General features: G+C 42.4%; 2 protein-coding genes. Both read right to left on the reverse strand.

Annotation, left to right across the window (positions count from 1 at the left end; genetic code table 11):
* Positions 1–3: 3 nt before the first annotated feature.
* A complete protein-coding gene (locus MMB75_RS16085) occupies positions 4–15753 on the reverse strand; it encodes a non-ribosomal peptide synthetase (protein WP_257126718.1) in 15750 nt (5249 codons plus the stop codon).
* An 81-nt stretch (positions 15754–15834) separates the two neighbouring features.
* The gene (gene fabD, locus MMB75_RS16090; RefSeq protein WP_167438526.1) at positions 15835–17046 is read right to left on the reverse strand and encodes an ACP S-malonyltransferase; all 1212 of its coding nucleotides are present in this window, start codon (positions 17044–17046) and stop codon (positions 15835–15837) included.
* Between the last annotated feature and the right edge of the window lie 31 nt (positions 17047–17077).

The raw sequence follows: 17077 nt of genomic DNA on the forward strand, positions 1-17077 counted from the left end.
TTGCTACAAGTTTAGTTTGTTACTTAAAAGTTGGGACAGGTTCTGAAACTCATCGATTGACAACTTGTCATAGAGAAAATCAGTTGGACTTTGTTCCGTTACTTGTTTGCTGCAGCAATGGTCGATTAGATTCGTCAAATGTTTTTGGAATAAAAATAATAGTTGTTCAATGGTTTGTTGATGGTATTCTTGCTTGTTATAGTTGCATGTAATAATTAATTGTTCGCTTTCATTAATAATGCAGTTGATATCTAACGCTACAGATCTCTCCGTGAAGGGACTAGCCTCTTCTCCAGAGGAAAATTTAGAAAGTGTAAATACATCTGTATCTAGTTCCGTATCAAAACGCCCCATATAATTAAAGGCAATTTCAGGAGCGGCCTGAAATGCAGTCACACCAGACTCATTCACTTGAGCATAGTTTAATACCCCATACCCAAAGCCCTTGTTCGGTATCCTTCTAAGGCTGTCTTTGATGTTCTTAATCTGATATGAGAGATCATGCGCATTGTCCACTTCCAGTAAAAATGGATACATTGTTGTGAACCAGCCAACAGTTCTGGAAATGTTCATTTCCTGAAATACTTCTTCTCGCCCATGCCCTTCAAGATAGATCAACACACGAGACTGCTGAGTCCATTCTTTGATACTTAATCCAAGAGCAGTGAGCAAAATGTCATTAATTTCAGTATTGTAGGCCTGGTTCACCTGTCTTAACAATTTGCTAGTGTTCTCATTATCAAGTGATACACTTCCATTTTCACTATCACGCAACATGTTGGTTTCATAGGAGCTGTCTTTAGGCAACGCTCCGGACTGAGTTTGCTCCAGCTGTGCCCAGTATTCCAGTTCCTGCGCCAGCTCCTCGCTTGTTGCATATTGGCTTATTTCTTGTGCCCATGAGCGGTAAGAATCCGTTTTGTCTGGCAAGTGTAGTGCTGTCCCCTGCTGATATTGCTGATAAAGGGACGTAAAATCTTGTAAAATAATTCTCCACGAAACCCCATCAACTACCAGGTGATGAACCGCAATGAGCAGGTGATCCCCTTCAGCAGTCCGGAATAATCCAAGCTTCATTAAAGGACCGGTGGTGAGATCGAGACTACTTTGAATAGCCGTCGCTTCTTGTTCAATCCATGCTTCTGCTGGTAGACCTTCAGGCAGTGATTTTATCGTCAAGGATAGTGGTTGATTGTTTAGTCCTTCATTGTATTGAACGATGCGATCTTCTCTCTGACAGAATGTCATTCTTAAGGCATCATGATGTTTAACGATGCAGTCAAATGCAGCCATAATCCCTTGCTCATCAAAACCGTCTTCAGAAAATAGCATGACAGACTGATTAAAATGCTGAGGACTTACCTTCTGTAGATGGAAGAATCGCTGCTGTATTGGCGTTAAAGGCAGCTCTCCCTCAATGGCTTCCTGACTAATCTTCCGACGGATCACCTTAACGAATGGGCTCAATTGTCTAATCTGAGGGTACAAAAATAATTCTTTAATGCTTAGCTTGTAGCCATGCGTGTTCAAACGTGAGACGATTTGCAGACCCTTAATAGAGTCTCCTCCCAAATCAAAGAAGTTGTGAGTCGCACTTACGCCTGTTACGGCAAGCACTTCCTCCCATATGTGGGCCAGCAATACTTCAGTCTCACCTGTTGGTTCCACATACTCTACTTCTAAGGCACCGCTCCAGTCAGGTTCAGGTAATGCTTTACGGTCAATCTTTCCGCCTGGTGTTATGGGAATCATGTCAAGCGGAACATACACCGAAGGTATCATGTAATCAGGAAGCTCCTTAGCCAACTGTATTTTGATACGATCCGTATCTACTGGATTAGCCGATACCACATAAGCGCATAAATAAGAACTTCCCTTATTTTCTTTGACCATCACGACAGTTTCCTGAATATCAGCTATGCCTAAAAGATGATATTCAATTTCACTAAGTTCAATCCTGTACCCGCGAATTTTGACCTGAAAATCGGATCTACCCAGGAATGCAATATTACCGTCAGGCAAGTATTTAGCTAAATCCCCCGTTTTATAGAGCTTTTCATAGCCAGGCATTGAATAAGGATTATCTATAAAGCTGGCCTTCGTTTTGATCGGATCATTCAAATATCCAATCCCAAGTGGTGTACCTGCAATATACATTTCTCCTGTAATTCCTACGGGAACCCTCTTTAGTCCAGAGTCCAATATATAAATCTTGGTATTGGCAATTGGCTTTCCGATCGGAATTCTGTCTTCATCTCCTGTCACTCGATAAGCAACACAGCCAATACTTGCCTCCGTTGGACCATACAGGTTCGTGATTTGAACATGAGGAAAAATGGTTAAAAATGTATGAACTGTCGATGGCGTAATTTCCTCACCACCAAGAATAACTTGTTGAAGAGAATCCAATTGCTTAGTTCGAGTTGAATTTTGATCTAACTGGTTGACAATAGCATTAAATACGGATGGAACGAAGTCTGTAAAAGAAATACGCTCCTGTTCAATAATATTTGTCATGTACGTAGCATCCACTGTCATGCCTGTTTCCGGCAAAACAGTTGTGCCACCGTTCATTAATGGCCAGAACAATTGCCAGACCGCGCTGTCGTATACATGATGAGTCGTCTGGAGAACACTTTGTGCAGCCGATGTTCCAAAATAGTCATTCATCCATAGAAAACGATTGGTGATTCCTTTATGGGCAGCAATAACTCCTTTTGGTTTGCCGGTTGAACCCGAAGTGAAGATGACATAGATTGGTGATTCCATATCTACATCTACTACCGGGTTACTGATAGCGTTACTCCTCTTTTCGACTACAGAGCAGTCTATAGCTAGATACTCTCCAGCATTTATTTCTGAACTGATAGGAGTACTTGAATTGACCAATAGGATAGAACTTCCCAAATCCTGCAAGGCGCTCTGTAAGCGATCAATAGGCCACTCTGTATCAAGAGGCGAAAAAGCAGCCCCTGTTTTCATAACAGCCAGTATGGATACTACCAGTTCCAGGCTCCGTTCCATGAGTATAGGTACATAACTTCCAAGTCCAATTCCTTTAGCCAACAAATCGCCTGCTATCGCATTCGCCTGATCATTTAATTTCTTATAGGTCAGCACCTGATCTTGATAGATAACGGCTCTAGCATCAGGTCTTTTGCCAGCCTGCTCCTCAATATAATGATGTATAGGTCTCGGCTGTGGATAAGCTATATCAGTGCTGTTATAACGCTCCTCTATAGCAGCCGCTTCTGTTGCGCTTAGGAGATTAATATCAGTCAATGCCATATCAGCGTTTTGGACTATTTCCTCTAATACATTTAGGTAATGCTCGACGAGAAGCTCAATGGTTTCTTTTTTATACAGTTTTGTACTGTACTCAAATTCTAGATGAACTCTCCCAGCCTTTTGTTCGGCATTCAGTACAAGATCGAATTTGGAAATCCCCGTTTTGAACGGATATAACTCAAAGTAAAGGTTATCAGCTTGCCACTGCTGTGCATCCGTGTTCATAAAGGAGAACATCGTGTCAAATAACGGATTTCGACTCAAGTCTCTCTTGATGGACAGCTTATCAACCAGTTCGGCAAATGAATACGATTGATTTTGCAGAGCTTGTAGCGTGTTTTCTTTTACTTCGTTCAAAAAGGTTTTGAAGCTCTTATGACTAGCCGGATGGTTCCGAATGGCCAGTGTATTAACGAATAACCCTACGATCCCGTTGGTATCTGCATGCGTTCGTCCAGACGTTGGAATACCAATTACGACATCTTCTTGTCCCGCATATTTCCCCAACAGCACATTATAGGCAGCAAATAAGAGCATAAAGAGAGTGCTATCTGTTTGAAGACAAGTGAGATTCAACTGTTCTACAAGCTTTTCGGACAGCTCAATTTTCACCATATCTCCAACAAAACTCTGCAATTGTGGGCGCTGATAGTCTGTAGGTAGATCTAGAACGGGCAGTTCTCCCTTATATTGCTCAAGCCAATATTGTTCCTGCTTTGCATGAATTTCTGTATTCGATCTGAGCCAAGCAGAGTAATCTTTGTATTGAAGCGGTAAAACGGGCAGTTCTTCTCCCTTGTACAGCTTGTTCCATTCGTTAATAATGGTGTCGATAGAAGTACCGTCGGCTATCAAATGGTGCATATCAATAAGAAGCATACATTTATCCCGATCCATTTGAAGAAGCTCCGCCCGAAATAGTGGGGCTTTACCAACATCAAAAGGCCGTATGAAATTACGAATCAATGTATCTATACCCTTTGTCGTAATATCACCAGCAGCCCGGGCAAAGCCAAGTTCAAAGCTTACCTCTGGTTGTACAAATTGCACCGCTCTATCATCCACATATCCGAAAGAGGTCCGAAATGCTTCGTGCCGAGCTAATAATTGCTCAAAGGTACGCTCCACTCTTCTTCGATCTACATGACCTTCGATCATCAATGCTGCCGACATGTTGTAAGCCACACCCGTCTCATCCAGCGGCAGCACGGCCAACAATCTGGATTGTGCTGGAGAAACCTCATAATAAGCTTCCTCAGTCACTGCCTCAATTCGTCGATAATCTGTTGGCTTGGCAGCAAGTATTTTCTTGGAGAGTGCTTCGATTGTTGGTGCCCCAAATATATCCTGAGTCGAAATTTCGATATGAAAGACCTCGTTGATTTTCGCAGTCAACAGGGTAGCTTTCATCGAGTGCCCACCTATTTCAAAAAAATGATCGTGTATACCAATCGGCGAAATCTCCAGCAGATCCTGCCACATTTCGATCAATAGCTGCTCCGTTTCATTATTGGGCCCAACGTGCTGTAATTCTTTGTTGAGATGACCACCTGGTTCAGGCAATGCACTTTTACTAACTTTACCATTTGCTGTCAGCGGCATCGCATCCAACAAAATTACATGGGCTGGTACCATATAGTGAGGCAGGCTTGACGACAAATAGTCTTTCAAAATATCTACTGTAACTGATTCCCGCAAAACGGCATAAGCGCATAAATACGGATTGTCATCTGTTCCTTTAATCACTACTGCTGCCTCTTTTACCGCTCTGTGAGCCAACAATGTGCTTTCAATTTCACCTGGCTCAATTCGGTAGCCTCTGATTTTAACTTGTTGATCTGCTCGGCCAAGATACTCTAGCGTTCCGTCAGGTAACCATCTCGCCAAATCTCCTGTTCTGTAGAGCTTCATATTGTCCAAATAAGGATGCGGGATAAATTTCTGCGCCGTAAGCTCAGGACGATTACGATATTCTCGCGCAATTCCTTTACCCCAAATACACAATTCTCCTGGAAGTCCTATTGGTCGCAACTGCAAGTATTGATCCAGAATGAGAACACCCGTATTTGGAATCGGCTTTCCAATACACCCTACTTCTTCAGGCCCCATATCTCGTAACATCGTTGTAACTACGCTATTTTCTGTTGGGCCATATTCATTGAACAATTGAATGCCGGGATGTTTGGCTTGGCTGGCTTCTACCAACCGTTTCGTTGCTTTCTCACCGCCTAACGTTACAACCTTGAGAGACATGGCTTCATCTGGGGCTAGACCCTCTATAACAGACATGTACATGGAAGGAGTACACACGAGATGTGTAATATGACTTGATAAAATTAAGGTCTTCAGAGCCGATAATTCACTCAATTCCTCATTCGTAGGCAGCACCACCGTACTTCCAGACAGCAGCGGAGTAAAAAAGGCACCCACAAAAGCATCAAATGAGCTAGACAGCAATGGCAGGATACGGTCTGTTGCTTCTAGTGCGTATTCATTTATTCTCCAAGATAACGTATTTAATATCGCTCGATGCTCAATACAAACCCCTTTAGGAGTACCGGTTGATCCCGATGTATAGATCACATATGCCAAATGACTTGAATCCGATTCCCACTTGGAAGACAACTTGCTTTCTGTTTTATACCACTCATCATCGTCCATATTTAGGACTAAGCCTTCATAAGTAGTAGCATTGTAATTAGATGAGTCATTCAACAACAAGAGCGGAGCCCCGCTATCCTCAAGCATAAAGTGAATTCGTTCTTCTGGATAAGAACTGTCGATTGGAAGATAGGCACCACCAGCTTTTAAAATAGCCAACATACCCACGGCCAAATCTAATGAACGGCCCGCCATTAATCCGACTACAGTTTCTGCCCCTACTCCCCGCTTCATTAATGCCCTCGCCAGCTGATTTGATTTCTCGTTCAGCTCTTTATAAGTAATCACATGTCCCTGATGAACTACAGCTACATGATTGGGACTTTTGAGGGCTTGCTCTTCGAATTGCAAGTGCAGCGTTTCTTGTTTCTTCACTATCAATGAAGAGGGCGGATCAAAATTGTTAAAGCCGTGTATTAGCTGTAACTTCTCTTCCTCAGGTAACCATTCCAACTTCCCAATCTCGCTCCAAGGTTGTTCCAAAATGGAGCGTAGTATTTGTATATAGAGACTAGCAAGGCGATCAATCGTTTCTGATCGGAACAATTGGGTACAATAATTGAAGCGTAAGGCTAGCCCCTCCTGCCATTCGTCAGCACTTAGTACCAAATCGAATTGGGAAATTCCTGGATTGAATTCACTTGGATGAAATTTTACTCCATTGGCTTCAAGCGAACTCATTTCAAAATTCTGCATGACAAACATCGTATCAAACAAAGGATTGCGTCCTTGGTCACGACGGATATCCAGTCTCTCAATCAATGCTTCAAAAGGATAGTCTTGATAATCCATTGCTCGTAGAGTCGTTTCTTTGACCTCTTGCAAAAATGAATGAAAACTACGCTGAGGAGACGGACGGTTCCGCAAAGCTAACGTGTTGACAAACATCCCCATCATCGTTTCCGTGTCCGGATGCTGACGCCCTGCCACCGCTGTTCCTACAATAATATCTTCCTGACCCGTATACTTTGCGAGCAGTATATTATAAGCCGCAAGCAGGATCATAAAAGCTGTAGTCCCCGTATTTTTGGCAAGCTTCTTTAATTCTTCTGTCATCGCTGAAGTGATGTTATACGACAATACACCCCCTTCGTAACTTTGATGTAATGGTCTAGGGAAGTCCGTAGGCATTGCCAGTATAGGTAATTCTCCGTTCAAAACATTTTTCCAATAATGTTCCTGTTCAAACAAACGATTACTGGTATACTGTTCCTTTTGCCATGCAACAAAATCTTTATATTGAATTTGGATCGGAGCTAAAATTTCACTCCGGTACAGTTGTACGAGTTCATTAAGGAAAATGGATAACGAAAGCCCATCTGCAATACTGTGATGCATATCCATGACCAACATATGTTTATTAGCCTCAAAGCGAAACAATTCTGCTCTGAAAAGTGGCCATTGGCGCAGATCAAACGGACGGACAAACAAGCGACTCATCTCGTCTGCATCTTTCTCCAATATTTCTGTGACTTTGATTTCAAAAGTCGGCTCATCATGAATAACTTGTACAATTTCGCCATCCACGATATTAAAAGAAGTACGAAATGATTCATGACGCCGGATCAAATCCAGGCAAGCCTTCTGAAGACGAGGGATATCTAGATCCCCATCAATACGCACCTGACCCGTAATATTGTAGGCTGTACCTATCCCCATATCCTGTAAGACAAACATACGCCTTTGGGCATCTGATACTGCATAATGCGTACATTCTTCGAGCTTTTTAATAGAAACGGCTGTTCCTTGTTTGGCTCCTTCGATCACCTTGGCCAAGGTCGAAACTGTCGGTGAATGGAAAAGTACATTTAAAGGGATTCGTTTGCCAAACTCTTGATGAACTCTGGCAAGCAAGAGAGTCGCCTTCAACGAATCTCCTCCTAGATCAAAGAAATTGTCATCAGATCTAACACGATTTAATCCCAGCACCGTTTCCCAAATTTCTCTTACTTTTCTCTCCGTGCTACTAACTGCCTCAACAGGTTCTTTGCTAACAACTTGTTTCATAGTAGAAAGCTGCGACAAGTCTACATATCCCTGCGAATTAAAGGGCATGTTTTCAAGCTGAACGATCTGTTGAGGTACCCATTGGTCTTGCAAATGATTTCGCAATTGCTTGCGTAGGATTTCCTCTACTCCATCATTAAGACTCGTAACATAAGCAACCAAATGTGTGTCTGCTCTGCCGTCTGTGCTCTGGGCTATCACTTGGCATTCGCTAATTTGTGGAATAGAGGTAATAAATCGTTCAAGTTGTTCAGTATATATGGCATGTCCTTTTATATAGACTCGTTTCTGAACAGGTCCCAACAATTGTAATTCACCGTTTGCGGTTCGCAAAGCCAGGATTCCTGTCGGTAAATATACTAAATTTTCGGAAGGTGATTCGTTTTCCTGTACTACATGCAATTCCCCGATCGTCCCCACAGGCGCAGGTTGCAGATAATGATCCAGTAAATAGATGGCTCTTGGTGAATCGTTGTCCGTAATGTCGCTGGATTCGAGTTCCACATAGCCCTTGTAGTTTCTAGCCCCATATTTCAATTCATCCTGATTTAAGAGTGAGATATCTACAAAATCCCGTTCCTGCCCATCAGCAATCGTGTTCAGGATGTGCAAAAAGTACTTTGCCCAAATCTGCATTGTTTCTGATGCGGCCAAGCTAGCTTTAATATCAAAATCAAACCAAAGCTCTCCTTCAACCTCCATCACATTGAGAAACATGTCATATTTGGAGTACAGGATCGGTGTCGGTATCAATTCAACATCCAGTCCATGAAAATGAAAATTCTGCAACGGTCGATCCATGTTGAAGATGACATTCATTTCAGGAATCAGTATGTTTTCTATACGCTCAATCAGATCAGCAAAAGAGTAGTTTTGAAGCGGTTCGACTTCCTGCATGACTCGCTTAACTTGTGTCATATACTTAAATAATGATTCTTTGCTGGTAATATGGCTCACAATCGGTAGCATATTAACACAGTTTCCGATCAAATTAACTTGTTCCATTCTAGACTGACCAGAGGTAGGAATGCCTACTACTATCGTGGTGTTTCCCGTTAAGCGGTGCAGAAATACTTTATATGCTGTCAAAAGTGTGACAAACAGACTGTTACCCGCTTTAATACTAAGTTTTTTCAATTTTCTCGTCAGCGTACTGTCTGCCCGAATATTTATTCTTCTTCCACTATACGCTGGTTTCTTCATACCACCGTCCTCTGACGGAATGTCCATGGCGACAGAGACGGAATCCAATGTCTGTGTCCAGTAAGAAACTGCCTCACTCACTCCTGCACGCTCTAGTTCCAACTGTTGCCAAGCTTGAAATTCCCTGAATTTTGGCGGTACAGGCAGCTTGACTATATTTTCTCCTTTGCAGAAAGAAGTGTAGACTTGCTCCCATTCACGGATAAACACTGCCATTGACCAACCATCCGCAATAATATGATGAAAAGTGAATACTACAATATGTTCATCCGGTTTTAAACGTAAAATGTGAGTTCGGAACAATGGTTCTTTGGACGTCAGATCAAACGTTCTTTGCCCCTCTTCCTCAAACCATTGCTTGACCTTTTCTTCATGCTCTGATGGAGGAAATTCTGAGAAATCATTCAGTGAGATGACCACATTCACATTCTCAAGAACATGCTGTTCTTCACCATCGGGGTCAACAACCGTCCGTAGCGACTCATGCCGATTCACAATTGTCTGTACTGAACGTTTTACAGTATCAAGCTGCAGTTGACCCTGCATTCGCAATGCTGCTATCTCGTTGAATGCAGTAGATGAATCACTTCTGGATTGCGTAGCAAACCAAATTTGCTGCTGCTCCTTTGTTAAAGGGAACGATGAGGATTCGAGGGGAACCACATCATTTTTTCGGCTTCCATTTCCATCTGGTGATGGCGTATGGTCAGGTAGGAATCCCCCTTTTCTCAATTCCTCCACACTTTCCTTTACAGCCTGTGTAATTTGTTGAAGGTCTCCATCTGTATGAGAAGTCGATAAAAAGCAATTGCGACCTTCCCATATGTAAATTCCCTTGTCAATCAGCAGATGGAAAAAGAGCTCAATGTCGCCAAACGAAACAAACCGGAATAATGAGCCATAGTTCACCATGTGGATAGGCACACTATTTTGCTTAAAATAAGTATTCAGCTCTGCTACCCATTCGTTGGTTCTTCGGTTCAGTTGTTCCTGAAGATTCGGCCCTTCAGACTTCAAATATTTCAAAGTGGCTAGAGCCGTATGCATGGTCAGCGGATGTGTACAGAAAGTACCACCTACGAACGTTTTAATATTCGTGTTTTCTGGATAGGAGTTATCTCCGAACGACCACACACCTCCATCTACGGTGTCCATAAATTCTGAGCTTCCGGCGACTATGCCAACAGGCATACCTCCGCCCGCCACTTTTCCGTAAGTAACTAAATCAGCTTTAATTCCAAACCAGGCCTGAGCACCTCCTGGATGAATTCTAAATCCTGTGATTACTTCATCAAAAATAAGTGCCGTTCCCGAATGTGCTGTTATTTCGCGAATTTGCTCCAAAAACTCCTTTGGTTGCAAATCCGGTCTTCGACTCTGTACAGGCTCCACCAATACGGCGGCAAGTTCATGTGCATAATGTTTGATAGCTTTTATAGAATCCGGGTGATTATAAGGGAGTACAATTACATCCTCCATCATGCTCGAAGGGATTCCCGGTGCCATGGGCAAAGCCTCTCCCCCGCTTGAGTTCGGATCAGACACGGCAAGTACACCATCGAATGTTCCATGATAAGAACCAGCAAATAGTACTATTTTGGAGCGTCCTGTAGCTGCTCTAGCCAAACGTAAAGCGACCATAACAGCTTCTGACCCCGAATTGTAAAAGGCAACCCGCTCCACACCTGTCAGCTCGCTAATCAAGGCAGCAACCTCGCCTGCTGTATTCGACATAGGGCCGATCGAAGGCGTACGGTCGTGCACATTGCTCCGTAAAGTATCGGTTAGCCAAGCTGGGTTATGACCCAATAAATGAACCCCGAAGCCCATAGTTAAATCAATGTACTCATTCCCATCCACATCCCATATCCTTGAACCCGAAGCGCTCTCTGAAATGATAGGATATACGATTTCTTTCCAATAGGATCGGAACCCAGACACATGACGATTATTAGCATGAACCAGTCGACTTTCCTGTGTGTATTTCTTGGACCCGAGGGTTCGTTGAGTATATCGTTTAATAAAACGCTGTAAGAAATCATTTTGCCGCGCACTGTATCCACTTTCCTCACCGATCAGTAGAGGTTGATAGGGTACAAAGGGTTTGGATTCAGTAGTTGGATTCACTTTAATTGTAGAAGTGATGGGCACGTCAGTTGCCACAACATGCAGAGATGTAGGTTGAACACTGACTGTGTCTTTGTTTGTGGTTAACGGTGCTGCCTGAATAGTTCCTCCTTGACCGCCACTAAGCATCTCCAGTTGTTTGGTCAACACTTGAGTAAGTCCCAGCTGTTGATTGTTCAGTAATTCAATTTGTTGAGAGAGTAACTTTTCCAGGCCACCCAACTCGGACGAAGGCTTTGCAGCAACCGTATTTTCCGGATTGACTTCTGTCCGATCATCGACCGTATTTAGAGCATCCGCAGCCGCAACTGATTGGGTGGTATATGTCAAATCTGAAATAAACGTTGTTAGACGATCCAGGTTTGTGACACTTTCAAAAAAGTGGTTCATGGGAACATCCACATTAAATTGTTCTCTAATTTCTTTTTGAACTTGAACTAGCATAATTGAATCCAAGCCCATTTCTAGAAAATGCATCTGCTCATCCAGTTGTTCCACCGTAAAACCAGAAACTTTACTGATTACATCTTTTAATACTTTGGAAATATTCGCTGTGTAGCCGATCTGATCTGTAGCTTGCAGCTCTTTTGGATACGCGGACTCCATACGTCTCTCCTCCCTGCCTACGTTACTTATCTGCACTACTTTTGGAGTAAACCAGCAACGATTTCGTTCAAAAGGGTACAAAGGCAGCGACTGGATTATTTTGATCTCATCCGTATAAAGCGCTTGCCACGGAATAGCCATACCTTTGACATACAGTTCACCCAATTGACGTAGAGCGTGAATATCTGTATGTGCACTTGCTCTGATAGCTGTAATCAATCGACCTACCGTATCATCTTTTTCCCGTTTATGATCAACGCTCTGTTTATGAGAACCTATATACATATCAGGTACATTCTCTTGTTGGTTCCCGGAAGTCCATCGCTCCAACTTGTGTAATAAATCTTCTAAGCTGGAAGTGATAACTGCTAATTTATGTTCCATATGAGCTCTGCCGATATGTGTGGTATAGCACATCTGCTCCAAGGAAACCGCTGGATTTAGGCGTAAATAGTCCACATATTCCTCAACCAAATGATGCAGGCTTCGCTCATTTTTTGCAGAAACCGTAAAAAGATGAACACCATCCGGCGTGTTTACAGATTCCTCAAGTGTTCGCGTTTCTATAAACTCCTCCATAACAACATGAGCATTGGTTCCACTGAAACCAAAAGAACTTACTCCGCAGCGAAGTGGGGCATCATTTGAACTTAAATCGGCTACTTCTGTTGTCAAATAAAACGGCGACAATTCAAAATTAATACGGGAACTAGGTTTCTTAAAATGAACCAACGGAGGATTCTTCCTCGTTTGCAGCATCAGAACTGCTTTAATAAGACTGGATACTCCTGCTGCTTCAAATAAGTGACCAATATTGGGTTTGACGGAACCGATTGCACAAAATTGTTTTTTGTCCGTATATTTTTCAAAAGCTTGTGTCAATCCCGCAATCTCAATAGGGTCCCCCAGTTTAGTTCCCGTTCCATGGGCTTCGATAAATGACAGAGTTTCCGGGTGAATAGCCGCATCAATCCAAGCCGCCTCCACCACTTCTGCCTGTGCGGAAGGACTAGGCGCAGTAATTCCTACCGTTGTACCATCCTGATTCACCGCACTTCCTTTAATCACTGCATAAATACGGTCTCCGTCTTGCAAAGCTTGATCGAGAGGCTTCAACAGAACCGCTGCAACCCCTTCTCCTACACCTGTTCCATCCGCTTCTGCATCAAAGGTACGAGCTCTGTAATTTGGCGATTCCATATCTAGTCCCAGCTTCACTGGTAATAGCATCGTTCGGATTCCTCCGGCAATCGCCATCTTGCAATCCCCTGTCGCTAACGCCTTACAAGCCATATGAATCGCGACAAGTGAAGAGGAGCACGCCGTATCCACTGTTACTGCTGGACCTTTTAAATTAAGAAAGTAAGAAATTCGACTTGCCAGCACTGACGGTAAATTTCCAACAATATACTGGTGAAATTTGTCCGGTTCTCCTTTAGAGAGCATCCGCTCATAATCGTAGCCCACTTTTGAGAAGCCGACGTAAACTCCTACCTTTTGTCCATGAATCCGATCCCCTGCATAACCCCCATCTTCAAGTGCATGCCATGCGGTCTGAAGGAACAATCTCTGATTAGGGTCCATATAGCTAGCTTCCACAGGACTCAGCTTGAAGAACGCATAATCAAATTTATCAATTTCTTCTAGGAAGCCGCCTTCTATAAACTCTTCTTCTCCCTTCCTTTGATCCACAACTGATAAATAATCGATGGCGTCTTGCTTACGTTGAGAGCCTAAGTTCCCGATACAGTCATCGCCTTGGACAATATGATCCCAATACTGTGACACAGATGAAGAACCAGGTAAGTCCAAAGAGAGCCCAATAATAGCCACGTCCTTGCTATGATTGTGATCCGTATCATCCGTAGGAATATGCTGTTGTTCAGAATCAGTAGGGCTCGCTAAAAATTCTGCCAAGTGAGCTATTGAGGGATGATCAAACAAATCGGTAACTGCAAGCTTAATCCCCAGCTGATTTTCAATTTTGTCTGTAATCTGAACCAGTTGTAGGGAATTGGCTCCTAAATCAAAATAGCTGTCTCTCGTATCAACCTCTTCCCTAAGTAATACCTCGCAGCAAATATCGTGAAGTACTTTTTCGATCTCAAACGAAAGTGTAGGCAATTTTTGATTTTTGTTTTCTTGCTCCATAATCCCTTTTAAAACTAATGAAGTCTCCTGATAATGTCCTGCTTCATACTGAGCCGCAAGCTTATACCTCTGCAACTTCCCACTGGTCGTTTTGGGCATTTGCTTAATAGGTATAATATCGTGAACCGCCCATCCTCCATGACGATACAAATGTTTTTTTAATTGAGTTGCAATTGGAGAAAATTTTTCTATCGTCTTTTTGGATACGACAAATACCACAATTTCCTCTGATTCCATCCCATTAACACGAACTCCACACGCCGCCACACGATTAAGTTCGACTCCTTCTACTTCCTCAGCGATACGCTCGATGTCATGAGGGTAAACGTTCTGTCCATTTACAAATATGATATCCTTTGCTCTCCCTGTGACGACTAATTGACCTTCACGGAAGAACCCCAGATCGCCAGTTCTCACCCATCCGTCTAGCGTCAAAAGTTTGGATGTCGAATTCTCGTTGTTATAGTATCCCTTTGTAACATTTTCACCTTTGATTTGTATATGCCCAATAACGCGATCTGCGACTTCCTCATCCTCGTCATTGCATATTCTGATTTCACAATAATCTAACGACTGACCGACTACAACAAATGGCAGAGCATTATGAAAAGTCTTGTCTACCTCCAAGACAAACTCTCCAATGTTTAAGTGCTTACGATCAACATAAACGGTTATATAGTCAGCATCAATTGGCGGGATAGCAACTCCAACCGATGCTTCTGCTAAACCATATGATGCTCGCATACTCGTTCTTTTTAATCCAAAAGGAGCTAATGTCTCAAGAAATGCGTCACATAATTCAGTAGAGATAGGTTCAGCACCATTGATGATGGTACGGATCTTGGACAGATTCCAGTTCATTGCTTTTTCGGGTTTGTAAAATTGCATGAAATACTTATATCCAAAGTTCGGCGAGGATATAATGCTTACTTGATGTTCACTAGCTTTTTTTATCCAAAGTACTGGCTGACGAATGAACAGCGAAGTCGGCATAATGTACTGATTCACTCCAGCAACTAATGGGGTAATATGATTGTAAATTAAACCCATATCATGGGTTAGAGGCATCCACTGCAAGAACGAATCTTGCTCTGTGACGACCGTCCTATTTATAATTCCACTTGTGTTATGAATGAGATTATGATGTGTAAGGATGACTCCCTTAGGATCACCTGTGGAACCGGAGGAAAACTGAATAAATGCTATATCCTCCAATTGAGGGGTGTGTATCTTTGCAAAGGATTGCTTAGGTTGTTCATGGTCTTGAAGAAGTAATTGATGACGATGGCGGATATTTTCGAATAGATTATTCTGATTGGTTTTCAGGGTATATTTCTCAAGGTCTTTTAATATTTTAGGCTCAATGAGTAAAAAAGGATCGTTAAGAACATCCCAGATTTTAAAAAGCTTCATTCTATGCTCATCATTGTTACCGATGCTGACAGGTACCGGGATCATACCACCAAGAATGCAAGCCCAAAACGCTTTCACAAAATGACGATTATTTTCTATTTGAAATACGATTTCCTGTCCCTGCTTCACTCCTGCATTCTGAAGATTCTCCAGAAACGCTAGAGCTTCCCAATATAAATCTTTATAAGTAAGTGTTGTTTCGTTTTGATCCGACTCAATAAAGGTTATAAATTTATGGTCACTCTTTCCCCGTTCTGTAATAACATCAACCAGGGTTTTGAACCTATTTGTATACATGCTATTCCCCCCGTATATCGTAAGATTTATTAGCTTCCAGTTAATAAATTTACAATTTCCAACATCATTGATGAATCTTATTTAGATCATATTAAGAATCGTCTGTTGTTCTTGCTCGGGCACTTGCTTGGTAGTGAGAATAGTACGAATGAGCTCTAACACCTCTGTATTAACCGCATTATAAACGGTGTCATTTTTATGATTTTGAAGTTGATTGATCCTATTTCGGATCTGCTGACTAGGGTAAACAACTCCCTCCATATGTTGTTTGTAATCCCCGTTTCGATTTCGTGCAATAAGCGCTGCTGCAAAGCCTTCCTCCAGACGCTCAAGTGTAAATTTGCGTGTAGTTTGCTGCTTACTTAGCCACTTGTCCGCTTCTTTTAAAGAAGAACTGGTATTAATAGAAAAAGTAGAGATACTAGGATATCTTTCTTTCATTAGCTGTCCAAGTACTTTTCTCGGACCTAATTCTAGCGCAACAGTAATACCGTTCTGGTATAAATAATCCATCGTATCTGTCCAACGTACAGGGCTTATCATTTGCTTGTACAGCAAGTCATAAATTGAGAATTCATCATGTGGTAAGGCTGTTACATTGGAAACAACCGGCCACCTTCCCTTGCGTAGCGGGATTTTTTTTAGTTCTGCGGCAAGCTTATCTGCTGCAGGCTTCATCAGAATACTGTGAAAAGGCCCGCTTACTGTTAAATAGTTAACCTTACTATGTTCTAGACGTTTGATTTTCTCCACTATTCGAGCCATAGGTTCTGTATGTCCCGATAGCACGTACTGATTGTTTGAATTGTGACAGGCAATAGATATAACATCACGATCCGTAGATATCTCTTGACATAAGCTCTCCAGAATAGAAGCAGAAACATTCGCAACAGCAACCATAGTCCCTACCCCGTTGGCTGTAGCCTGCTGCATGAACATTCCTCGTTTTCTCACGATTTGAAGTCCATCTTGAAGGGAGAAAAAACCGCTGCACACCAATGCTGAGTATTCTCCTAAACTATGACCGGCCAACAGTTGAGGTTCCAGTTCCAGTATTTCTCTGCTAGCATAGTATGCAGCAAGACTGGCAGTAAGTAAGGCTGGTTGGGCATTCATGGTCTGAAGAAGCTCTTGGGAATCTCCTTCAAAGCAAAGTTTTGAGAGTTTTACACCTAAGATATCATCCGCTTCATCGAATAAACGCTTTACCACAGTAAAATTATCCCATAGTTCTTTACTCATTCCTACATATTGCGAACCCTGCCCAGGAAAAATAAAAGATACTTTATTCATCTGAAAACCTCTTCTCCAGTGAGCTTCCTGA

Source organism: Paenibacillus sp. P2(2022), assembly GCF_029522175.1.
Taxonomy (GTDB): Bacteria; Bacillota; Bacilli; order Paenibacillales; family Paenibacillaceae; genus Paenibacillus; species Paenibacillus polymyxa.